The organism is Streptomyces sp. NPDC003379 (assembly GCF_053589195.1).
The window spans coordinates 101014-123125 of sequence record NZ_JBSFRK010000017.1 but is presented as its reverse complement, the minus strand read 5'-3'; the positions used below and the strand labels follow the sequence as shown (position 1 = coordinate 123125).

The window sequence follows — 22112 nt, the reverse complement described above, 5'->3', positions numbered from 1 at the left end:
GTCTCAGACCGGGCGGACCAGCTCCCACGTGTCGACCGCGTGGTCCAGGGCCATGCCGTGCCGCTCGTACAGGGCGAGGGCACCGCTGCTGTTGTCCGTGTCGACGCCGAGGCCTATGCGGTCGCGGCCCAGCGCCGCGTAGTGCCCGAAGGCGTGGCGCAGAAGGTGGCTGCCGAGGCCGCGGCCGCGGGCCTCGGCCAGGACGCCGAGGTTGCCGACCCAGGCCATCGACGGGCGGTCGTTGTGGGTACGCAGCACAGCCGCGTCGCCGACGCCCTCGACGTGCGCGATCCAGATCAGTGACCAGTCGGCGCGCTCGGCGTCGATGTCGTCCAGCCATTGCGCGTAGGTGCGGGGCTGGTGGTCGAAGTGCTCGGTGAAGCACTCCTGGAGCAGCCGGTGGGCGCGCCGCCGGTCCTCTTCCGTCGAGCAGTCGCGCAACGTCACGCCGTCCACCGGCTCAGGCAACGTGTCCGACTCGCCTTCGAGTTGACGGGCCATCACGTTGTAGCGGCGTACGGGGCGCCAGCCTCGCCCGCGCAGCGCCTGCAAGTCCATGGTGGGCGCGATGTTGAGGTGCAGGTGCAGCACCGCGCGCGCCGCTCCGTTGGCCGCGGAGCGCTGTGCGGCGCGGGCCTCCATCAGGTCGAAGAGGTGCAGGGCGCCCTGCGACCGGCCCGGCAGGACGTAATGATCGACGTCGATCCGTTCGCCACCCGACTCGCCCCACAGCAGGGCGTATCCGACGAGCCGCTCCCCCTCGAACAGCAGCCAGGAGTCACGCTCCAGATCCACCTCGGGGTGCTTCAAGTCCGCCAGTACCTCGGCGAGTTCGGTGTCCGCGCGGCCGACCTCCAGCAGGTCGACCTCATTGAGCAGCGCGCACACAGCGGCCGCGTCACCGAGTGTCGCCGCCCGCACGGTCAGGCCGGGCGGCGGGGTGAGAGACGTGGTCATGGACCCACTGTCCGCCGCCGCACCCCTCCCCCGCAACGGACTTTTCCCGGGCCCCGGCCTCGGACCCCGGGGCCCCGGACCCCGGGGGTGGCGGGTCCGGGGGTGGCGGGTCCGGCCACCGCCGCGCTGGACGCTCTCCCGGTACCGTCACCGGTGTCACGGCCGGGCTGGTGCTCTCGTCACGGCCGCGGGCCCGCCGCACGTCGCGGTCCTGGCTGTGTACGTACTGCCCAGGCAGGTCACGGGGGCGGGGTGGATCTGGAGCAGGTGCTGCTCCTCGTCCCGGACGTGGGGCAGCTCCTCGTGGCGGTCGCCGCGCGCGCCACGCCGCTCGCGGTGGCGCGCGGCGCCCACACCGTACGGGCGGCCCTGCGTGGTCAGGGGCTGCTCCGCTGAGCCACGGGTGCTGGTCCCTCCTGCGTCGCCGACCCGTCAGGCCAGCACCGCCCGCACCGTCTTTCCGCCGCGGCGGACGGAGACGACCTCCAGGCGGTGGGTCAGTTGGCGTACCAGCGCCAGGCCGCGGCCGCTCTCCCGGACGGTGCTCGGTTTGCGTACCCGTGGGCGGACGGGGCTCGCGTCGGAGACCTCGACGGTGACCCGGTCACCGGAGACCTCCACACGCAGGCGGCAGCCGCCGTGCGCGTGCTGGACGGCGTTGGAGACCAGCTCGGAGACGACCAGTGCGGCATCGTCGACGCGCTCGGCGGTCACCTCGTTCTTGCGGCGGTGTGGTCTGACGAGGAACGCGCAGGTCAGCCTCCGTGCCCGCCCCGCCGAAGCGGCCTCCTGCGGCAGTGCGTACTCCACCCTCGCCGTGGGCCGATGGGCGCGCTGGTGCGCACGCATGGCAACTCACTTCCCCTCCCTGGGACAACCGGCACACCCGCGACCACTGTCGCCACCGGGGCCGCGGCGTGTCTTGCGCGACCGGTCCTGCCTCACCGTGATGCCCCCGTCGACTGATCGCCAATCCGCACGTCCAGTGCGCCCTACCGCAACGGGAGGATGCCTCTCGCCAGTCGCCCTGAGGAGCCTTGCCGTTGCCATGTGCCCCCGGTCGTTGGCGTGGACCGCGGCCATTGGGGTGGACCGCCGGTCGTCGCCGTGGACGTCGACTTCCGGATTCCTCGTCGGCACCTGGTGAGCGTCCGACATCTGGTAAGTGTCGACATCTCGTGAACGATGCCCTCCGTACGACCCGCCCCGGAAAGGCCGCCCATGAATCAGCCGCCCCGCTCCTACAAGGACTACCAGGACGAGATCTACCTCGACGGTCTGCGCGGCATCGTCCCCAAGTACCCCATGACGTACGCCGAGCTGGAGGCCCGCGCGCACTCCGCGCTGCCGCCCTCCGTCGTCTCGTACATCGCGGGCGGCGCCGGTGACGAGCGGACGCAGAACGTCAACGTCACCGCGTTCGAACGCTGGGGGCTGATACCGCGGATGTTCGTCGGCGCCGCTCGGCGCGACCTGTCCGTCGACCTGTTCGGCATGACGCTGCCTTCTCCCCTGTTCATGGCGCCCATCGGGGTCCTGGGCATCTGTACGCAGGACGGGCACGGCGACCTCGCGACCGCGCGGGCGGCGGCGCGGACCGGGGTGCCGATGATCGCCTCGACACTCTCCGCCGACCCGATGGAGTCGGTCGCCGCGGAGTTCGGGGAGACCCCGGGCTTCTTCCAGCTGTACACGCCGACCGACCGTGCGCTCGCCGAGAGCCTGGTGCGCCGCGCGGAGAAGTCCGGGTTCAAGGGGATCGTCGTCACGATGGACACCTGGCTCAGCGGATGGCGCCCGCGTGATCTGAGCACCTCCAACTTCCCCCAGCTGCGCGGCCACTGCCTGGCCAACTACACCAGCGATCCGGTCTTCCGCGCACTGCTGCCCGCCGACCCGGAGCAGGATCCGCAGTCCGCTGTCCTGACCTGGGTGCGGGTCTTCGGCAACCCGCTCACCTGGGACGACCTGCCGTGGCTGCGTTCCCTGACCTCGCTGCCGCTGATCGTGAAGGGCCTCTGCCACCCCGAGGACGTCCGGCGCGCCAGGGACGGCGGGGTGGACGGCATCTACTGCTCCAACCACGGCGGCCGCCAAGCCAACGGCGGACTGCCCGCGCTCGACGTGCTCCCCGCGGTCGTCGAGGCCGCCGACGGACTGCCCGTCCTGTTCGACTCGGGGGTGCGCGGCGGCGCGGACATCGTCAAGGCGATCGCGCTCGGCGCCACCGCCGTCGGCGTCGGCCGCCCGTACGCCTACGGCCTGGGCATCGGCGGGGCCGACGGCGTCACGCACGTCCTGCGCTCACTGCTCGCCGAGGTGGATCTGCTGATGGCCGTGGACGGCTACCCGACCCTCGCGGACCTCACTCCGGAGGCGCTTCAGCGGGTGCTTTAGCGGGCGCTTCGGCGGGAGCTTCAGCGGGGGCTTCGGCGGGAGCTCCAGCGAGGGCTTCGGCGGGAGCTTCAGCGGATACCGCGCCGCGATCATTGGACACTCGAACGTTCCATGTGAGACATTAATGTCTCATTCGAACTTGGAGTGTTCCATCATGACCCCGCAGCGTGATCCACGACGCTGGGCCGTCCTCGCGATCCTCTCCGGCAGCCTGCTGCTGATCGCCATGGACACCACGATCCTGAACGTCGCCTTCCCGTCCCTCGTCGCCGATCTGCGGCCCAGCTCCGTGCAGCAGCTGTGGATCATCGACGTGTACGCCCTCGTGCTCTCCGGACTTCTGGTCACGGCGGGCGCGCTCGGCGACCGGTGGGGCCGCAAGCGGCTGCTGCTCATCGGCTTCGGCGTCTTCGCCCTCGCCTCGCTGCTCGCCGTCTTCGCGACCGCCGCCTGGCAGGTCATCGCCGCCCGCGCGCTGCTCGGCGCCGGTGGCGCGGCGATCATGCCCGCCACCCTGTCGATCCTGCGCCACGTCTTCACCGACGCCCGCGAGCGCGCCCTCGCCTACGCGGTGTGGTCCGCCGTCTTCGGCGGCGGCATGGCGCTCGGCCCGGTCATCGGCGGTCTGCTCGTGGAGCACGACGGCTGGCACTCCGCGTTCCTGATCAACATCCCCGTCGCGCTGGTGATCATCGCGCTCGGCCTGTGGATCCTGCCCGAGTCCCACCAGCCCCGCCAGGGCCGCTGGGACTGGTGGGGCGTGGGCCAGTCGGTCCTCGGCATGCTCGCCCTGGCGGGCGGCATCAAGCAGCTCGGCAAGGGCGGCCCCGCCGACCCCATGGCCTGGGCGCTGCTCGTCATGGCCGCGGTGACGCTCACCGTCTTCGTGCGCCGCCAGCTGCGTCTGGAGCACCCGCTGCTCCAGGTGCGCCTCTTCGCCTCGCGGCCGTTCGCCATCGCGGCGGCCTCGATCTTCCTCGGCATGATCGCGCTGGGCTCGGCCCTGTTCCTGATCACCCAGTGGTTCCAGTACGGGCAGGGCTACACCCCCCTGGAGGCGGGCGTCCGGCTGCTGCCCGCGCCGCTCGGCCTGGTCCTCACCTCGCTGGTGACGCCGGTGCTGATGCACCGGCTGCCGATCCGGCACGTCATGGGCGGCGGTCTGCTGCTGATGACGGCGGGCCTCGCCCTGCCCTGGCTGCTCCAGCTGACGGGGCCGCTCGGCTACGGACAGATCGCCGTGGCGCTGGGCGTGCTCGGCTGCGGCGTCGGCATCGCGACGACCGCCGCGTCCGTGACGCTGATGGCCGCGACCCCGGCGAAGGACGTCAGCGGTGCGGCGGCCGTCGAGGAGACGTGCTACGAACTCGGCGCCGCGATGGGCGTGGCCATCCTCGGCAGTGTCGCCACGGCGCTGTACCGCGTGAACCTGCCCGACATGGGCCTCGCGGGCGACGCCGCCTCGGCCGCGAGCGACTCGATCGGCGAGGCCGCGCGGGTGGCCTCCGAGCTGACCGGACCGGCCGGCGCCGCCCTGCTGTCGGGGGCCGCCGACGCGTTCACCTCCGGGATGACGCCGACGTTCCTGATGGCCGCCGCGCTGCCGCTTGCCGCCGCGGCGCTCACCTGGACGAAGATCCCGAAGGGCCTGCGCCCGACGGAGGACGCGCACTGAGTCCGCGCGGAGCCGCGGACCAACTGGCACCAGCCGCCCCGTACTTCCCGCCTATCATCTGTTCGAACCCGGGAGCCGGGAGTACGGGAGTACGGGAGTCCGGGAGTCCGGGAGCCGCGAGAGGACCACGGGGACTTGAGTTCGATACGTAAGCGTCGTAATCGTCAGCGTCGTAAGCGTCGTAAGCGTGTCGCACCCAAACGCCACATGGCCGTGGCCGCCGTCGGCGCCGCGGCGGCCGTCGTGGCGGGTCCACAGCTGTCCCCCAGCGCGTTCGGCACCGCCACCGACGCCAAGGAACCGACAGCTCCCCGCCCGGCCACGTCGAACGCGCACGCGGCGGCGAGCCAGGCGGAGAGGGAGGACTTCGGCTCCTCCGGGACCGACGGAACGCACTTCAAGGACGGCGTCATGACCCTGAACCCGCCGCCCTCGGCCTCCTCGACCCCCTCAGTCCCCTCAGTCCCCTCAGTCCCCTCAGCCCCCTCAGCGAGCCCGCCCCGGCGCGCCGCGGCCGCCGCCCCGCACGGCGAGGGCTGGCAGTCGGGCGGCGCGGCCAAGCTGCTCGCCACCGGCTACACCATCAAGTTCTACGACAAGAAGGCCGCCGACTGGCTGGCCCCCTACGTGAAGAGGTCGGCCGCGGAGCTGCGGCGCGTCACGAACCTGCCGGTCACCGTCGACACGCGGCCGGTGGGCTGGGAATACGTCAGGCCGAGGGGCGAGGTCGTCATCGGCCTGCTGCGGCGCCCGTGCGTACCGCCCGCCGACGGCGGCAGCGCCGGGTGGCAGGTGGTCCGCGACGGCTCCGGCAGCAAGGACCTGAGCTGCGGCTTCTACGCCTCCTCCGTCGCCGGCACGGTGACCAGCGGGCACGCGTACATCGACGACGAGTTCTTCACCGCGGCCGGCAAGCCCGCCCCCGCCATGGGCGAGACGTATCTGCGCAACCACATCAGCCACGAACTGGGGCACACGATGGGCCTCGCGCACGCCAACCGCAGCGCGGCACGCGGCGACTGCGTCAAGGGCACCGACTCCGGCCAGTTCCCCGTGATGTGCACGCCGACCCACGCCTACCAGGACAAGCGCGCGGGCACCTACGTACAGCAGTACGACATGCAGGGCCTGCGCCACCTGGCGCGCGGAGGCGGTGCCGCGCTGCCCCCGCAGGGCAAGGTGACCGGCATCGGCCGCAAGTGCCTCGACGTCAAGGGCGGAAGGCCCGCCAACGGCACGCGGATCCAGCTCTACGCCTGCAACGGCGGCGTCGCGCAGTCGTGGATCGCGCAGCGGGACGGTACGTTCCGCGCGCTCGGCAAGTGCCTGGACAACCACCGCGACGCGAGCGCCGACGGCAACAAGATCGGCCTGCGCGACTGCGACGGCGGGGCGTCCCAGCGCTGGTCGGTGAGTGCCAGGGGCCGGATCGTGCACGTCGCGTCCGGCAAGGTCCTGGACGTCAAGGGCGGCAGCACCGCCGACGGCACCAAGGTCCAGCTGTACTCGGCGAACGCGAAGAAACGCCAGATCTGGATCACGCCGAAGTAGCTCCCGCGCGGCGCCTGGGCAGCGGCCGGTTAAGATCACAGAAAATTCGGCACAACCGGCGAGGAACAAGAACTGTGCAGGTCAAGGGGAGGGGCATCGTGACGGCGGCCGTGGGGGCGGCGCTCACGATGGTGTTGGCGGGCTGCGGCGGCGAGGGCGACGGCGCGGACCGCGACAAGGGCAAGGCATCGCGGAACGAGCGGACGGACGAGCGGAAAGATGAGCGGAAGGACGCCCGCGCCGTCCTGACGGCCGCGGCGAAGAAGACCGCGGCGCAGTCCTCGTACAAGACGGTCCAGACCGGACAGGGCGGCACCGACCGCTCCGAGATGCTGTACCAGAAGAAGCCCGCCGCCACGGTCATCAAGGCGCAGGTCTCGAAGTCCGCGGTCAACCCGGACGGCATCAGCCACATGCTCTCCACGGGCGGCTCGACGTACGTGAAGACGGACAAGGTGCCGGGCAAGAGCTGGTACAGCATGGATCTCGGCGGGGGCGGTGGCACTCCGCGCGGCGCCGGGTACGTCGCCGAGTTCACGGGTGCCCTCGCCGCGACGGAGTCCACCGAGTGGGTCGCCGAGGAGAAGGTCGGCGACCACCCGGCCGACCACTACCGCGGCAAGGTCGTCCTGGACGAACTGGCGAAGTACGACGGTCCGGCCCTGCCCGCGGACCTCCGCGACCTCTACGTCAAGATGGCGAAGAAGCAGGGCATGGAGTCGGTCGTCATCGACATGTGGGTCGGCAAGGACGACCTGGTCCTCAAGGCGCGGGAGACCGGCGAGGGCAAGAAGGGCCGCGACGAGATCAACGAGGAGTACTCGGACTTCGGCACCGTTCCGAAGATCTCCGCGCCGCCGGCCGCGTCGGTCGCCACGTGGGACCAGTTCATCGCGGCCCAGGCTCAGCCGTAGCAGGCCGCGGCCTTGCGGGCCACGGCCGCGCGGGCCCCAGCGACTACAGTCACCAGCGATCAACCTCGCTCCTCACCTGGGAGAACCCCCGACCATGGCCGTCGACGAACTCGACACCCGCATCCTGCGGCTGCTCCTCGAACAGCCCCGCACCAGCCTGCGCGAGTACGCGCGCGTACTCGGCATCGCGCGCGGCACGCTGCAGGCCAGGCTCGACCGCCTGGAGCGGGACGGCGTGATCACCGGCACGGGCCCGTTCCTCTCCCCCGCGGCGCTGGGACACCCGGTGCTTGCCTTCGTCCACATCGAGGTCACGCAGGGGCATCTGGACGAGGTGGGCGACGCGCTCGCGGCCGTGCCGGAGATCATCGAGGCATACTCGATCACGGGCGGCGGCGATCTGCTGACCCGCGTCGCGGCGCGGGACAACGGCCATCTGGAAGACGTCATCCAGCAGTTGATCAAGCTGCCGGGCGTGGTGCGCACGCGGACGGAGATGGCCCTGCGGGAGCGGGTGCCGCACCGGCTGCTTCCGCTGGTCGAGTCGGTCGGCAGGACGGCAGCGGGTCAGCGCTGAGCCCACCACGCCCACTACGCCCACCACCCCGCGGCCGCGACCTGCGGCTTTGGCATCCTTGACGGCATGAGCAGCTTCGGTACCACCTCGGTCATCTTCGATCTCGACGGCACACTTGTGGACAGCGAGCCCACCTATTACGAAGCGTCGCGGGCGCTGCTCGCCGAGTTCACCGGCCGGGAGTACACCTGGGCCGACAACGAGCAGTACGTGGGCATCAGCTCCCACGAGACGCTCGCGCGGTGGCGGCGGGAGTACGGGATCGACGCGTCGGTGGCCGAGCTGCTCGCCGACCTCGACCGCCGCTATCTGGAGCTGGCGCGCGCCGGGACGCGCGTCTACCCGGAGATGCGCAAGCTCGTGGAACTGCTGCACGAGGCGGGCGTACCCATGGCCGTCGCGTCGGGGTCCTCCCGCGCGGCCATCGAGGCGATCCTCGCCGGTACGGGTCTGGACGCCCAGCTGACCACGTTCGTCTCCGCGGAGGAGGTCCCGCGCGGCAAGCCGGCGCCGGACGTGTTCCTCGCCGCGGCCGCGCTGCTCGGCGCGGACCCCGCCGACTGCGTGGTCTTCGAGGACGCGGCGCCGGGCGCGACGGCGGCGCGGGCGGCGGGCATGCGGTGCGTAGCGATCCCGTACGTGGCCGCCCACGCGGATGCCCCGGCGTTCGCCGAGGCCGAGCTGCTCTTCCGGGGCGGCCAGGCGGAGTTCACGGCACGGGCGGCGCTGGACATACTGGCGTCCGCGAAGTCGCCCCGATAGGGGCGCGGGGAACTGCGCGCCCAGCCCCACACGGCCCGCACGGGCAGGACACAGAAGACTCAGGCCGCTCCGGCGGCAACAACCCCTTCTCCAGCATCACGGCGTACGCGGAGAACTCCTGGCCGAGCGTCAGAGGACGTCACGGAACACACGGCTCCGTGGCGCACACGGAGTGGCTGCCCCACTAGGCGTCGGCGGGAACGTCGCGGTCACCGAGCAGGTCCTGTCCGCGGCACGTGGCGCTGGTGGGCGCGGCAGGCATGGTGGTCTGTTCTCTTCCGGCGGCCGTGCGGGGAGAGGCGAGGCTGGGGCGGGGCCGGGCCGTGTCCGCGCAGTCCAGTCCCGCCTGCCCCGCGACGTCTGGCACGCACGCTCGCCGCGGGGCCCGCCCTCCGGGCGGACGACGGAACTTTGCGGACGCGACCTAGGCGGCGACCTAGGCGGCGACCGGTTCGGCCACGCCAGTACCTTCGCCCTCGCCCTCGCCCTCGCCGAGAAGACGGCGGAGTTCCGCCGTGCGCGCGGCCGGGTCGCCCGTGGTGAGCAGCGCGGCGAGGAGCGCGGTGCGCGCCTGGCCCGCGCGCAGCGTGCCGGTGAGGACGGCTCCGGCGGCCGCGAGGTCGACGGCTCCACCGTGGGTGTAGATCTCGGTGACGGGACCGGCCTGGACGCGGGTGGTGAGCGCGACGAGAACGCCACGGTCGACGGCGTCGGTGACTGCGGTGACGAATTCGGGGGTCGCGTTGCCCGCTCCGGTGGCGACGAGCACGATCCCCCGCGCGCCCGCCGCGATCGCCGCCTCCAGGAGCAGCGGATCGGCGTCGACGTGGTGCATGACCATGTCGATGCGGGGCAGCGAGCCGGTGGCCGCGGGCAGCGGCAGCGGCTCGGGGCGCTCCGGGCGGTGCAGTACCGAGACCTTGCCGAAGCCGACTTTGCCGACGCGCGGCCCGGAGGGGTCGGCGAAGGCGTCGGCGGCGAGGGTCTGCGTCTTCACGGTGCCGCGCGCCGCGTGCACCTTGCCGTCGAAGACGACCAGGACGCCGAGGTCGCGCACGGTCGCGGCGGTGAGCAGCGCGTCGTACAGATTGCCGGGTCCGTCGCCGTCCTCGGCGCCGAGCGGCTTCTGGGCGCCGGTGAAGACGACCGGGCGCGGGTCGCGGTGGTACAGGTCGAGCAGGAAGGCGGACTCTTCCAGGGTGTCCGTGCCGTGGGTGACGACGATGCCGTCGACGCCGGGGTCGGCGAGCACCTCGTGCACGGTGCGCAGCAGGGAGATCTGCTGGGCGGAGGTCAGACGCGGACTGTTCACGTTGAAGAGGTCGATGACCTCGGAGGTGATGCCGGCGGGTATCGCGGCCGAGGCGAGCACCTCGCGGCCGGGGGCGTCGGCGGCGAAGCCGGTCCCCTGCCAGCGGCTGGCGATCGTCCCGCCGGTGCTGATGACGACGATCCGTCGCGCCTGTGCTTCCACGTCTGCGTACCTCCCAGGAACCCCGAGGACCAACAGCCCCCCGGATGGCGGGCAGCCTCGACGCAACGATAGATCGAACAGCGCGCAATGTGCTTGCCTGAAACAAGCGTCCCGGCAACATCCGTAGTGAATAATTGCGACATGGACGAGATCGACCGCAACATCTTGCGCGAACTTCAGAACGACGGTCGGCTGACCAATCAGGAGCTGGCCCAGCGGGTCGGCCTCAGCGCGTCCCCGTGCATGCGGCGGGTGCGTCAGCTGGAGCTGGACGGCGTGATCCAGGGGTACCGCGCGGTCGTCGACCCGGAGGCGGTCGGCCGGGGCTTCGAGGTGCTGGTCTCCATCGAGGTGCGGCGGGACCGCGCGACGGTCGAGGCGTTCGAGGCGGCGCTGCACGACATTCCGGACGTCATCGAGGCGTACCGCCTGTTCGGGAGCCCCGGCTGCCTGCTGCGCATCGCCGTCGCGGACCTCGCCGCGTACGAGCGTCTGTGGATCGAACGGCTCACGGCGCTGGCGGGTGTCACGGAGGTCAACTCGCAGATCATCATGAAGCGGATCAAGGAGTCCGAGGGCCTGCCGGTGGACGACTGACCCGCTCCACGCAGGCGACACACCCGCCGCCTCGGCCGCGACACCCCAACCACCCTTTGGTACAGACCTATTGACGCCTGGTCCAGTCCTTCCTAACGTGACGCTTCGCACCACGCACGTCTCCTCTCCTCTCCCCCCTCGCACCCAAGGAGCACAGCGTGATCGGTCGGACGTTACGCCTGCTGGGGACCGCCCTGGCACTGGCCTGTGTCGCACAACTGTCGACCGCCGCGACGGCGGCCCCCTCCGCTCCCGCGGCCGACACCTGCGCGGTCAAGTCGAAACCCGCCGGGAAGGTACTCCAGGGCTACTGGGAGAACTGGGACGGCGCCGCCAACGGCGTACACCCGCCGTTCGGCTGGACCCCGATCACCGACTCCCGCATCCGCGAACACGGCTACAACGTGATCAACGCCGCCTTCCCCGTGATCCGCTCCGACGGCACCGTCCTGTGGGAGGACGGGATGGACTCGACGGTGAAGGTCGCCACCCCCGCCGAGATGTGCCGGGCGAAGGCGGACGGCGCCACGATCCTGATGTCCATCGGCGGCGCGACGGCCGGCATCGACCTGAGCTCCAGCAAGGTCGCCGACCGCTTCGTCGAGACGATCGTGCCGATCCTGAAGAAGTACAACTTCGACGGCATCGACATCGACATCGAGACCGGCCTCGTGGGCAGCGGCAACATCAACCAGCTCTCGCCCTCGCAGTCCAACCTCGTCCGCATCATCGACGGCGTGCTCGCCCGGATGCCCGCGAACTTCGGCCTGACCATGGCGCCCGAGACGGCCTACGTCACCGGGGGCAGCGTCGCGTACGGCTCGATCTGGGGCGCGTACCTGCCCGTCATCAGGAAGTACGCGGACAACGGCCGCCTGTGGTGGCTCAACATGCAGTACTACAACGGCAGCATGTACGGCTGCTCCGGCGACTCCTACGCGGCGGGCACCGTCCAGGGCTTCACCAAGCAGACCGACTGCCTCGACAAGGGCCTGGTCATCCAGGGCACCACCATCAGGGTCCCCTACGACAAACAGGTCCCGGGCCTGCCCGCCCAACCGGGCGCGGGCGGCGGCTACATGACCCCGAGCCTGGTGACCCAGGCATGGAACCATTACAACGGCGCCCTGAAGGGCCTGATGACGTGGTCCCTCAACTGGGACGGGTCGAAGGGGTGGACGTTCGGGGACAACTTCAAGCGGCTTACTTAGCATGGGTCGTGCTGGATGGGCGGCGGCCAGGCCGAGCTGGACACCTTTCGTGGTTGGCTGCCAAGCGTCACAACACTTCGGGCGCGTCCTCCCGAACAAGATCCGCGGATTCCCGGTGACCCGGACCGCCGGTCGAGGCAGCCCTGCGTAGTGCCGCCTCGACCCGGCGGTTGTTGGTCATGGTCGCTGTGAGGGCGGTCATGGTGAGGAGGAGGCCGGCGGCGGCGTAGAGCGGGGTGCGTACGTCGTACGTGGTGGCCAGCCAGCCGCCGAGGAAGGCGCCGAACGGGGCGGCGCACATGGCGAGCATGCGGGAGGTGGAGGCAACCCGGCCCATCAGGTGCGCCGGGACGATCGCCTGCCGCAGAGAGGGCCCGAGCACCATCGTGGCGCCCATGCCCGCCCCACACACGGCGAGCGCGATCCCGGCCACGTACGGGTTCGGGGCGGCGGCAAGCCCCAGGATGGCAAGCCCCTCGACCGCGGCCGTGCAGGTCAGCGCGGTGCCGGTGCCGAGTCGTCGGCCGAGGAAGGAGGCGATGGCCGCGCCGAGCAGGCCGCCGGTGGCCTCCGCCGTGAGCAGCAGGCCGTAGCCGAAGGTGTCGATGCCGAGACGGTCGTGCGCGAAGAGGGCCAGTACCGTCTCCACGGCGAGGAACGCGACGTTCCCGACCGCTGGACGGAGCGCGAGTCCGAGCAGCAACCGATCCCGGAAGACGTACGAGGCTCCGGCCCGCGCCTGTCGAAGCAGCGACTGGCGGGCCTCCGGGACGGGCCGGGGCACGGCGGGCAGCGACCGTACGAGCAGTGCGGAGAGCGCGAACGACACCGCGTCGGCGAGCAGCGGAACCGCCCGCCCGAGTGCGAGCAGCGCGCTGCCCGCGGGTGGCCCCGCGAAGCCGGACGCGGCGGTCTGCGCGCCGCGCAGGCGGGAGTTGGCGCGCTCCAGGAGTGCGGAGTCGCGGCCGAGCAGATCCGGCAGATAGGCCGTGGCGGCCGTGTCGAAGAAGAGTCCGCCGAGGCCGAGCAGGAACGCAACGGCGGCGAGCAGCGGAATGCTCAGCACGTCGAGCGCGGCTGCCGCCGCCGGTATCGCGAGCAGCACCGCACGCGCCGCGTCCGCGACCCACATCGTGTGCCGACGGTCCCAGCGGTCCACCAGCGCACCGCCGAGCACACCGAAGAGCAGCCACGGCAGTGTCCCGGCGGCCGTGACGACGGCGAGCGCCATCGGATCCCTCGTCAAGGTCAACGCGAGCAGCGGCAGCGCGGCATGCGTCACCCCGTCACCGAGCGAGGACACCGTCTGCGCGGTCCACAGCCGCCCGAACCCGGTCGGGAACTTGCTTACGGGCTGGGTCACTTGACGTCTCCCTCGGCCTGCTCGCGAGGCGCCGGTCGGAACAGCGCGAAGGCGAGCGACACGTCCGGCAGCGACGGATCGGACAGATCCCGGTACTCGTCCGCCAGTGCCTGCAACCGCGCCCCCAACTCCGCGAACTGCTCCTCTGTGAGCCGCAGATGCGCCATCCGCACGTGCCGCTCACCATCCGCCGGCGCCGCCTCCAGGTCCGCCACCGCATGCCGCATCAGCACATCCGGCTGCCCCGCCCCCGCGTCCGGCAGCACGATCGCCCGCGCGGCCATCGCGTAGTACCGCTCGGTGACCCCCCGCACCTTCCGCGTCCGCACCACCTTCACCAGGCCGGCCCGCTCGAGCAGCCGCATGTGGTAGCTGGAACTCCCCTTCGCGATGCCCATCTGCTCGGCGACCTGCGTAATCGTCGCCGGCTCGAAGCGGAGCACGGCCATGATCCGGTGACGGGTGAGATTGGAGACGGCGCGCAGCTGGTCGTCAGTGGTGACGTGAAAGGTCTCGGGAAGATGAAGATCATCGGCAGGCATGTGCGCAATGGTCAACGTTTCTTGACCATTGCGCAAGGGGGTTCCGTACGGCCTTCCGGGATTCGCACACCATGCTGGATGCGATCGCCACCGGGGCAGTCTCCGCGAGTGACGGCGTCGAGCCCGACATTCGGGGACAACTCAAGCGGCTCACGGCATGCTGAGCCGCGGCCGCCAGTACGCGCCGGTCCGTGCCCCGCAGCGGGCCGTGTGCCGTGATCCGCGCGGTCAGGTTCCGGGCGGCGGCCACGCGGCGCAGCGAGGCGGTGAAGTCGTCGTCGCCGAGGAAGGCGGCCGTCGTGCTGGGGGCGCCGCCCTGCCGGTAGGTGATCGTCACGGGGCGCACGGGCGCGCCCGCGTCGGCCGCGGCCTGGAAGGCGGCCCGCCGAAAGCGCCCGGCCGCCGGGGAGCACCAGGTCGTCGCCTGGGGAAAGACGAGCACCGAAGTGCCGCCACGCAGGTCGCTCGCCAACTCGGCCACCACACGCGGTAGTTGTCGCGGGCTGCCGCCTCTGTCGATGAACCGCGTCCCCGCGCGCCGGGCCAGCGTGCCGATGACCGGCCACCCGCCGACCTCCCGCTTGGCGAGGACACGCACCGGCTCGACGGCGAGCAGGGCGACGACGTCGAGCCAGGAGATGTGGTTGGCCACGACGAGGGTCCCCGTGCCCGCGCCGTCCGCCACGCTCAGCCGCCCCTCGCGCCCCGCCTCCCACCGCACTCCGAGCGCGCCGAGCACCGCACGCGCCTCGGTGCGCAGGGCGCGGGGGTCGGCGAGCCGGTCGCCTCGCGCGGCGGCCCGGGTCAGCGTGTACGTCAACGCGGCGTACCTGCGCGCGAGTTCGCCGAGCGGCACGCGCGCCACGGGGTCGGCGGCGCAGCTCGCGGGGCAGCCGGGGTCGAGCGTCCAGGGGCTCACCGCGCGTCCTCGCCCAGGAAGTAGCGGCGGTGCCGCGCGCTGAGCCGCTCCGTGTCGAGGAGTACGAAGAAGTCCGCGACGTCGAACTCCGGATCGTGCGCGGGGGCTCCGCACATCCAGGCGCCGAGGCGGAGGTAGCCGCGGAGCAGGGGTGGCAGATCGGCGTAGGCGGGGCGTTCCGGGGCCGGGCCCGTGGGGGTCCAGGGACGCCGGGGGTGCACACGCAGCTCGGGCGGCGCGGCGTGTTTGGCGGTGCCGAGCAGCCAGGCGCTGGACGCGGCCCGGCCGCCGTCGGCCAGCGGCACGGAGGCGCAGCCCGCCAGGTGGCGGTGGCCGGAGAGCAGGACGTAGCGGGCGAGCGCGGACCACATGAGGTTGATGACGGCCCCGGAACGGTGGTCGGGGTGGACGCAGGAGCGGCCCGCCTCGACGGTGGAGGACCGCAGGGCGCCGAGGGCGCGCAGGTCGAACTCCCCGTCGGAGTAGGACCGTGCGGTCCGCCCGGGGGGCAGCAGCCGGTATGTGCCGACGACGTCGCCGGTCGAGGTGTCGCTGACGATGAGGTGGTCGGCGAGATCGTCGTAGGCGTCGATGTCGTGGCCGGCCAGGGGTGTGTCGAGCGTCGCGCCCATCTCTTCGCCGAAGACGCGGTGGCGCAGCCGCTGGGCGGCCCTGATCTGTTCGGTGGTGTCCGCGATGGAGGTGACGTACGAGCCGGTGGCCGTCGGAACCAGCGATGCCGCGGAGGGTGAGGGTGTCGAGGGCATGACACTTCCGTTTCTCGGTGCGGTGGGGACGAGTACGCGAGGGGGACGAGAGGTGGGCCCGCCCGGGGGCACGTTCAGCACGGTGGCGGCACCACCTGAACTACGCGCGTCGGCCGCACGTCCGGCGCACGTCGGGAACGCGGCACGCCACGCGGCCCTCCCACGCCGCATCGCTCACCTCTGCCCCGCGGAATGGGCGGCGCCCACTGGGCGTTCGAGAAATCATGACCACTGATCAGCGCATGATCACCAACCCGGCCACCCTCCACGACCCGACACCGTTCGGGTACAGCCATGCCGTCTCGGCCCCGGGCGAACTCGTCTTCATCGCCGGCCAGTACGCCTCCGACGCCACCGGCGCGCCCGTGCCGGGGGACTTCGCCGCCCAGGTCGATCTGGCCCTGGAGCGGCTGCGCTCGGCGCTGGAGGCGGTCGGCCTCGGCTACGAGCACGTGGTCCGGCTCGGCACCTTCATCGTGGACCACGACATGGACAAGCTGACGGCCCTCGGCAAGGCGCTGCACACCCACTTCGGCGACCGCCTGCCCGCCCAGACCCTGAGCGGCGTGGCCTCTCTCGCACTGCCGGGGATGCTGTTCGAGGTGGACGCGGTGGCGGTACGACCGTAAGGGGGGCGGTACGCCGTAGAGGGCGTGGCACGTCCGTAGGGGTGGCGGTACGACCGTAAAGGGCGTGACACGACCGTAGAGGCAGCGGTACGACCGTAAAGAGCGTGACACGACCGTAGAGGCAGCGGTACGACCGTAAAGAGCGTGACACGACCGCAGGAGCAGCGGTACGACCGTAAAGAGCGTGACACGACCGCAGGAGCAGCGGTACGACCCTAAAGGGCGTGGCACGACCGCATAAGTGGCCGTACGCAGTACCCGCGGCCGTACGCCGCCATAGCCGTGGCGGCCCTCGTCGTGACCGTCCCGTCCCCGGGCTTCTCGCGAGGGGCCCCATTGACCCACCCCCGGCCAACGCCGTACAAACGCCCCATGCCACCTCCCCTCCCCCTCGCCGGTATCACCGTCGTCAGCCTTGAGCAGGCCGTCGCCGCCCCCTTCGCCACCCGGCAGCTCGCCGATCTGGGCGCTCGCGTCATCAAGGTCGAGCGGCCGGGCGGCGGTGACTTCGCGCGGCGGTACGACACCACCGTGCACGGCCAGGCCAGCTATTTCGTCTGGCTCAACCGCTCCAAGGAGTCGCTCACCCTCGACCTCAAGTCGGAGCGCGGCAGGGAGATCCTGGAGGAGCTGCTCGCGGGGGCGGACGTGTTCGTGCAGAACCTCGCCCCGGGCGCCGCCGCCCGCATGGGCCTGGGCGCGGAGGAGCTCCAGGCCCGCCACCCCTCCCTCATTCCCTGCACCGTCAGCGGGTACGGCACGGACGGCCCGTGGGCGGACCGCAAGGCGTACGACCTGCTCGTGCAGTGCCAGACAGGGCTGCTCCAGCTCACCGGCACCCCGGACGAGGCGGTGCGCGTCGGCATCTCGGTGGCCGACATCGCGGGCGGGATGTACGCGTACAGCGGCATCCTGTCGGCCCTGTTCACGCGGGCGACGACCGGCCGCGCCCCGGCCGTGGAGGTCTCCCTCTTCGACGCGCTAGCCGAGTGGATGAGCCAGCCCGCCTACTACACGCGGTACGGCGGCACGCAGCCGCCCCGCGTCGGCGCCCGGCACGCGACGGTCGCCCCGTACGGCCCGTTCACCGCGTCCGACGGCAAGGACGTGCTGCTGTCCGTGCAGAACGAACGCGAATGGGCCGCGCTGTGCCGGGAGTTCATCGGCCGCCCCGAGCTGGTGGACGATCCGCGGTTCGCCACCGGGTCCGACCGCGTGGCGCACCGGGAGGCCCTCGACGCGATCATCTCCGTACGCTTCCGTGAACTCGGCGGTGAGGAGGCGATGAAGCTGCTCGACCGGGCCAATATCGCCAACGCGGGCGTCAATTCGGTCCACGAGTTCCTCGACCACCCCGTGCTGACCGAGCGCGGGCGCTGGCAGGACGTGAAGGTGCCGGGCGCGCCCTCGTCCGTGCAGGCGCTGCTGCCGCCCGCCACCCTCTCCGGGGTGGCGCCGCGCATGGGCCCGGTGCCGGCGGCGGGCGAGCACACCGAGGCCATCCTCGCCGAGCTGGGGCGTGACCCCGACGCCATCGCGCGACTGCTCGCGGAGGGGGTCTGCCGGTGAGCGCCCTCGACAGCCTCTCCCCGGACGAACAGCTGGTCGTCACGACCGTGCGGGACTTCGTCGACCGGGAGGTCCGGCCGGTCGTACGGGAGTTGGAGCACGCCGACACGTATCCCGAGGCGCTCATCGAGGAGATGAAGGAGCTGGGCGTCTTCGGCCTCGCCGTGCCTGAGGAGTTCGGCGGCGCCCCGGTCTCCACCCCGTGCTACGTCCTGGTCACCGAGGAGCTGGCGCGCGGCTGGATGAGCCTGGCGGGCGCGATGGGCGGGCACACGGTCGTCGCGAAGCTGCTCCTGCACTTCGGCACCGACGCGCAGAAGCGCCGCTGGCTGCCGCGCATGGCCACCGGTGAGGTGCGCGCGACGATGGCGCTGACCGAGCCGGGCGGCGGCTCCGACCTCCAGGCGCTGCGTACGGTCGCGCGCCGTGCCGAGGACGGCGGCTATGTCGTCGACGGTGCGAAGGCCTGGATCACCAACTCCCGCCGCTCCGGGCTGATCGCGCTGCTCTGCAAGACCGACCCGGACGCCGAACCCCGGCACCGCGGCATCTCCGTCCTGCTCGTCGAGCACGGCCCCGGCCTGACCGTCTCGCGCGATCTGCCGAAGCTCGGCTACAAGGGCGTGGAGAGCTGCGAGCTGTCCTTCTTCGGCTACCGCGCCCCGGCCGACGCGCTGCTCGGCGGCGTCGAGGGCGAGGGGTTCGGACAGATGATGAAGGGACTTGAGACGGGACGGCTACAGGTCGCGGCCCGCGCGCTCGGCGTGGGACGGGCCGCGTTCGAGGACGCGCTGCGCTACGCCCAGGAGCGCGAGTCGTTCGGCGTGCCGATCTGGCAGCACCAGTCCATCGGCAACTACCTGGCGGACATGGCGACGTCGCTCTCCGCGGCCCGCCAGCTCACCCTGCACGCGGCCCGGGAGGCCGACGCGGGCCGGCGCGTCGACATGGAGGCGGGCATGGCCAAACTGTTCGCGTCGGAGGCGGCCATGCGCATCACGCTGGACGCGGTCCGCATCCACGGTGGGAACGGCTACTCCACGGAGTTCGATGTCGAACGGTACTTCCGTGACGCGCCGTTGATGATCGTGGGTGAGGGCACCAATGAGATCCAGCGCAATGTGATCGCCCGTCAACTCATCGCGCGCGGCGGCCTGGACGCCTGAACGCCCCTTGCCCGCAGCCGTGTTCAGGCGACGCCGAGCCCCTCGATGACCACCGCGTTCGGCAGCCCGGCGAAGACCTTGCCCGGCACGATCAGCTTGCCGCGGCGGCTGCCGCTGCCGACGAGTACGTGCGGCAGATCGGCGACGGCGGCGTCGACGAGCAGCGGCCACGCGGCGGGCAGGCCGATCGGCGTGATGCCGCCGTACTCCATGCCGGTCCCGCCCGTGGCCGTGTCCATCGGCGCGAACGACGCCTTGCGGGCGCCGAGTCGGCGGCGCACGACGCCGTTCACGTCGACCCGCGTCCCGGACAGCACGACGCACGCGGCGAGCGTCGCCCCGCCGCCGCGCTTGCCCGCGACGACCACGCAGTTCGCGGACTGAGCGAGCAGTTCGGGACCGTAGTGCTCCAGGAAGGTGGCGGTGTCGGCCCACCGCGGATCGGTGTCGACATGGATCAGCTCGTCGGCCGGGACGGGCCCCCTCCAGCCGCGTACGGCTTCCGCGACGGGCGCGACCAGCAGGTCGAGGGCCTCAGGAGCGGGGCGGACGACGTCGAAATCACCGAGGGGAGCACGCATGGCGGCACGGTAACAGCCGTCGGACCGTCAGTACGCGGCCGCGTGGGCGGGTGGCACCGAGACCGACATCGTCATCTCGACCGGTTCGGCGCCGCTGTTGCGGTAACTGTGCGGCACATTGGCCTCGAAGGTGGCGGCCGATCCCGCCGCGACGACGTGCTCGACACCGTCCACGACGAGCGTCAGCTCACCCCGCGATACGTGCAGCAGCTCGACGGTGCCCGGCGGATGCGCGTCGGACTCGCTGCCCTCGCCCGGCACCAGGTGCCAGGACCACAGCTCGAAGGGGCCGCGCGCCTCCGCCCCGACCAGGAGCGTGGTGCTGCTGCCCGCGTCCGTGGACCACATGCGCACCGCCTGCTCCGGCGGGACCAGCCGGACATGGGGGCCCTGTTCGTAGTCCAGGAGCGTGGTGATGCTGACACCCAGCGCGTCCGCGAGCTTCACCGTGATGCCCACGCTGGGGTTGGTCCTGGCCTGCTCGATCTGGATGATCATGCCGCGGCTCACGCCCGCGCGGGCCGCCAGGGCGTCGAGGGTGAAGCCCCTTTCGTTGCGCCAGCGCTTGAGGTTGCGCGCGAGCGACTGGGTCAGCTGGTCGAGGTCCGACACATTCCGTCCAATATTTTGGATGACAGAGTTCACTATACTGAACTACGGTGTGGTGCACCTGATAGTTCCCGATGGTTCAACACACTGTACTGCGAGGCTTTCTCCATGACCGTACTGTTCGCCCTGGCCACCAGCCTCCTCTGGGGCCTCGCCGACTTCGGCGGCGGACTGCTGACCCGCCGCGTCCCCGCCCTCACGGTGGTCGTCGCCTCGCAGACGATCGCCGTGGTCGTGCTCGGCGTCGTCGTGGTCGCGACCGGTGGATGGACGGAGTGGGGGCCTCAGCTGTGGTTCGCGGTCGGAGCGGGTCTGGTCGGCCCCGTCGCCATGCTCGCGTTCTACAAGGCTCTCGCCCTCGGACCGATGGGCGTCGTCTCGCCGCTCGGCTCGCTCGGCGTCGCCGTGCCGGTCGGCGTCGGGCTCCTGCTCGGCGAACGACCGGGGCTCGCGCAGTTCGCGGGCATCACCGTGGCCGTGGCGGGCATCCTGCTCGCGGGCGGCCCCGAGCTGCGCGGCGCCCCCGTGCAGCGGCAGGCGGTCCTGCTCACGCTGCTCGCGGCCTTCGGCTTCGGCGGCGTCATGGCCCTGATCGCCGAGGCTTCGAGCAGCCTCACCGGACTGTTCCTGGCCCTCTTCGTGCAGCGCGTGACGAACGTGGTGGCGGGCGGCACGGCGCTGTACGTCTCCGTGAAGCGCGGCGGCACGGTGCTGCCCGAGGGCTCCGGCATGGGCGTCATCCGGGCGTCGCTCCCCGCCCTCGCCTTTGTCGGCCTGGCGGACGTCGCGGCCAACGGCACGTACTCCATCGCGGCCCAGAACGGCCCGGTCACCGTCGCCGCCGTACTCTCCTCCGTCTACCCGGTGATCACCGCGCTCGCCGCGGGCATCGTACTCAAGGAGCGACTGCGGGGGATACAGGCGGCGGGAGCGGGCCTGGCCCTGGTGGGCACGGTCCTCCTGGCCAGCTGAACAGCCCCGTAGGGGGCGGGGGACTGCGCGCCCAGCCACGGCCCGGCTAACCCTCCCCCAACTCCCCCAGGGCGATCAACTGTTCCGGCGTGACCCCGTCAGGAATAGGCACGGGCGCAGGCGTACGCAGAGGAGGCTGCCACCCCCGGTCGGCATCCCATGTACGTACGACACGGGCCGGCGCCCCCGCCACCACCGCGTGGTCGGGAACCTCCCCCCGCACGACCGCGCCCGCGGCGACCACGACATTGCGGCCGATCCGGGCCCCCGGCAGGATCACCGCGCCCGTCCCGATCCAGCAGCCCGGGCCGATGTCCACCGGGTCCATGCGCGGCCACTGCTTGCCGATGGGCGTGTGCGGATCGTCGTACGAGTGGTTGGTGGACGTCACGTAGACATAGGGGCCGAAGTAGCAGTCGTCGCCGATCGTGACCGTGGTGTCCGCGATGACGTGGCTGCCGCGGCCGAGCACGACGCCGTTGCCGATACGGAGTATCGGATCGGGGCCGAGGTCGAGGTCGGGCATCATCCCGGCGGTGAGCGTGACGTGCTCGCCCACGATGCAGTGGTCGCCGATCCTGATCCACGGCTCACCGAAGACCGTGCCCTGCGGAAAGGCCAGCTTCGTGCCCTCGCCGATCGCGCCGAACCGCAGCCGTCCCGGGTGCGCGGCGGTCACCGCGCCCGTCCGCTGCACCCACGCCCAGCCCGAGTGGACCGCGCGCTGCGCGAGGCGGCGCGGCGCGGCGGCAAGGGATGAGAACGTGTTCCTGTTCTTCGGCACGCGCTCACGTTACTCAGTGCCATGAGGCCCCGCAGGCCCACGGCCTGTGATCTTCACCCCACACGGCCGTGTCAACCGCCCCGTCCCGTACGGTGC

The 22112-nt window shown here is 71.7% G+C and carries 24 protein-coding genes; 13 read left to right on the top strand and 11 right to left on the bottom strand.

From position 1 onward, the window contains the following. Positions 1-3: 3 nt before the first annotated feature. Positions 4-957 (bottom strand): GNAT family N-acetyltransferase, encoded by a 954-nt coding sequence (locus tag ACWDVB_RS19065; RefSeq protein ID WP_451513727.1) that lies wholly within the window; start codon positions 955-957, stop codon positions 4-6. Between the two features lie 252 nt (positions 958-1209). Here ACWDVB_RS19065 and ACWDVB_RS19060 point away from each other — a divergent pair, with 252 nt between their 5' ends. Then, positions 1210-1353: a hypothetical protein gene (locus ACWDVB_RS19060; RefSeq protein ID WP_451513728.1), complete on the top strand. Its 144-nt coding sequence runs from the start codon at positions 1210-1212 to the stop codon at positions 1351-1353. A 36-nt stretch (positions 1354-1389) separates the two neighbouring features. Here ACWDVB_RS19060 and ACWDVB_RS19055 read toward each other — a convergent pair whose 3' ends face one another. Next, entirely contained in the window at positions 1390-1806 is a 417-nt protein-coding gene (locus ACWDVB_RS19055) for an ATP-binding protein (RefSeq protein ID WP_451513729.1), read from the bottom strand. Positions 1807-2178: 372 nt separating this feature from the next. Here ACWDVB_RS19055 and ACWDVB_RS19050 point away from each other — a divergent pair, with 372 nt between their 5' ends. From ACWDVB_RS19050 to ACWDVB_RS19025, 6 genes are all read left to right on the top strand, one after another. Next, positions 2179-3354, top strand: coding sequence for an alpha-hydroxy-acid oxidizing protein (locus ACWDVB_RS19050; RefSeq protein ID WP_451513730.1), 1176 nt, complete (start codon positions 2179-2181; stop codon positions 3352-3354). A 154-nt stretch (positions 3355-3508) separates the two neighbouring features. After that, positions 3509-5029: an MFS transporter gene (locus ACWDVB_RS19045; RefSeq protein WP_451513731.1), complete on the top strand. Its 1521-nt coding sequence runs from the start codon at positions 3509-3511 to the stop codon at positions 5027-5029. Between the two features lie 207 nt (positions 5030-5236). Next, a complete protein-coding gene (locus ACWDVB_RS19040) occupies positions 5237-6580 on the top strand; it encodes a ricin-type beta-trefoil lectin domain protein (protein WP_451513732.1) in 1344 nt (447 codons plus the stop codon). Positions 6581-6678: 98 nt separating this feature from the next. Beyond that, the gene (locus tag ACWDVB_RS19035; RefSeq protein WP_451513733.1) at positions 6679-7494 is read left to right on the top strand and encodes a hypothetical protein; all 816 of its coding nucleotides are present in this window, start codon (positions 6679-6681) and stop codon (positions 7492-7494) included. A gap of 94 nt (positions 7495-7588) precedes the next feature. Then, positions 7589-8071: an Lrp/AsnC family transcriptional regulator gene (locus tag ACWDVB_RS19030; protein ID WP_451513734.1), complete on the top strand. Its 483-nt coding sequence runs from the start codon at positions 7589-7591 to the stop codon at positions 8069-8071. A gap of 66 nt (positions 8072-8137) precedes the next feature. Further along, positions 8138-8833: an HAD family hydrolase gene (locus ACWDVB_RS19025; protein ID WP_451513735.1), complete on the top strand. Its 696-nt coding sequence runs from the start codon at positions 8138-8140 to the stop codon at positions 8831-8833. Positions 8834-9017: 184 nt separating this feature from the next. On the opposite strand, the gene ACWDVB_RS19020 is transcribed toward ACWDVB_RS19025, so the two are convergent. Both ACWDVB_RS19020 and ACWDVB_RS19015 read right to left on the bottom strand, forming a co-directional pair. Further along, positions 9018-9200: a hypothetical protein gene (locus ACWDVB_RS19020; RefSeq protein WP_451513736.1), complete on the bottom strand. Its 183-nt coding sequence runs from the start codon at positions 9198-9200 to the stop codon at positions 9018-9020. Between the two features lie 69 nt (positions 9201-9269). Beyond that, the gene (locus tag ACWDVB_RS19015; protein WP_451513737.1) at positions 9270-10307 is read right to left on the bottom strand and encodes an asparaginase; all 1038 of its coding nucleotides are present in this window, start codon (positions 10305-10307) and stop codon (positions 9270-9272) included. A 141-nt stretch (positions 10308-10448) separates the two neighbouring features. On the opposite strand from ACWDVB_RS19015, the gene ACWDVB_RS19010 reads away from it, so the two are divergent. Beyond that, entirely contained in the window at positions 10449-10904 is a 456-nt protein-coding gene (locus ACWDVB_RS19010; protein WP_451513738.1) for an Lrp/AsnC family transcriptional regulator, read from the top strand. Positions 10905-11062: 158 nt separating this feature from the next. Continuing rightward, positions 11063-12115: a chitinase gene (locus ACWDVB_RS19005; protein WP_451513739.1), complete on the top strand. Its 1053-nt coding sequence runs from the start codon at positions 11063-11065 to the stop codon at positions 12113-12115. Positions 12116-12182: 67 nt separating this feature from the next. On the opposite strand, the gene ACWDVB_RS19000 is transcribed toward ACWDVB_RS19005, so the two are convergent. The 4 genes from ACWDVB_RS19000 to ACWDVB_RS18985 are packed head-to-tail and all read right to left on the bottom strand — an operon-like array spanning position 12183 to position 15706. Beyond that, positions 12183-13478, bottom strand: coding sequence for an MFS transporter (locus ACWDVB_RS19000; RefSeq protein ID WP_451513740.1), 1296 nt, complete (start codon positions 13476-13478; stop codon positions 12183-12185). After that, positions 13475-14020 (bottom strand): helix-turn-helix domain-containing protein, encoded by a 546-nt coding sequence (locus ACWDVB_RS18995; RefSeq protein ID WP_451513833.1) that lies wholly within the window; start codon positions 14018-14020, stop codon positions 13475-13477. The genes ACWDVB_RS19000 and ACWDVB_RS18995 overlap by 4 nt, the downstream gene beginning before the upstream one ends. Next, a complete protein-coding gene (locus ACWDVB_RS18990) occupies positions 14007-14939 on the bottom strand; it encodes a lysophospholipid acyltransferase family protein (RefSeq protein WP_451513741.1) in 933 nt (310 codons plus the stop codon). The genes ACWDVB_RS18995 and ACWDVB_RS18990 overlap by 14 nt, the downstream gene beginning before the upstream one ends. Further along, a complete protein-coding gene (locus ACWDVB_RS18985) occupies positions 14936-15706 on the bottom strand; it encodes a GNAT family N-acetyltransferase (protein WP_451513742.1) in 771 nt (256 codons plus the stop codon). The genes ACWDVB_RS18990 and ACWDVB_RS18985 overlap by 4 nt, the downstream gene beginning before the upstream one ends. Before the next feature lie 224 nt (positions 15707-15930). On the opposite strand from ACWDVB_RS18985, the gene ACWDVB_RS18980 reads away from it, so the two are divergent. The 3 genes from ACWDVB_RS18980 to ACWDVB_RS18970 all read left to right on the top strand — a co-directional run bounded on the left by ACWDVB_RS18980 (position 15931) and on the right by ACWDVB_RS18970 (position 19070). After that, a complete protein-coding gene (locus ACWDVB_RS18980) occupies positions 15931-16335 on the top strand; it encodes a RidA family protein (RefSeq protein WP_451513743.1) in 405 nt (134 codons plus the stop codon). A gap of 372 nt (positions 16336-16707) precedes the next feature. Then, entirely contained in the window at positions 16708-17904 is a 1197-nt protein-coding gene (locus ACWDVB_RS18975; RefSeq protein ID WP_451513744.1) for a CaiB/BaiF CoA transferase family protein, read from the top strand. Then, positions 17901-19070, top strand: coding sequence for an acyl-CoA dehydrogenase family protein (locus tag ACWDVB_RS18970; protein WP_451513745.1), 1170 nt, complete (start codon positions 17901-17903; stop codon positions 19068-19070). Before ACWDVB_RS18975 ends, ACWDVB_RS18970 begins: the two co-directional genes overlap by 4 nt. A 23-nt stretch (positions 19071-19093) precedes the next feature. Here ACWDVB_RS18970 and ACWDVB_RS18965 read toward each other — a convergent pair whose 3' ends face one another. Together ACWDVB_RS18965 and ACWDVB_RS18960 are read right to left on the bottom strand one after the other, a co-directional pair. After that, the gene (locus tag ACWDVB_RS18965; RefSeq protein WP_451513746.1) at positions 19094-19651 is read right to left on the bottom strand and encodes a YbaK/EbsC family protein; all 558 of its coding nucleotides are present in this window, start codon (positions 19649-19651) and stop codon (positions 19094-19096) included. A 27-nt stretch (positions 19652-19678) separates the two neighbouring features. Continuing rightward, the gene (locus tag ACWDVB_RS18960) at positions 19679-20263 is read right to left on the bottom strand and encodes a helix-turn-helix domain-containing protein (RefSeq protein ID WP_451513747.1); all 585 of its coding nucleotides are present in this window, start codon (positions 20261-20263) and stop codon (positions 19679-19681) included. Between the two features lie 105 nt (positions 20264-20368). Here ACWDVB_RS18960 and ACWDVB_RS18955 point away from each other — a divergent pair, with 105 nt between their 5' ends. Beyond that, entirely contained in the window at positions 20369-21232 is an 864-nt protein-coding gene (locus ACWDVB_RS18955; RefSeq protein WP_451513748.1) for an EamA family transporter, read from the top strand. Positions 21233-21278: 46 nt separating this feature from the next. Here ACWDVB_RS18955 and ACWDVB_RS18950 read toward each other — a convergent pair whose 3' ends face one another. Beyond that, on the bottom strand, positions 21279-22016 hold the full coding sequence (locus ACWDVB_RS18950) for an acyltransferase (RefSeq protein ID WP_451513749.1): 738 nt from the start codon (positions 22014-22016) through the stop codon (positions 21279-21281). Positions 22017-22112: the final 96 nt, after the last annotated feature.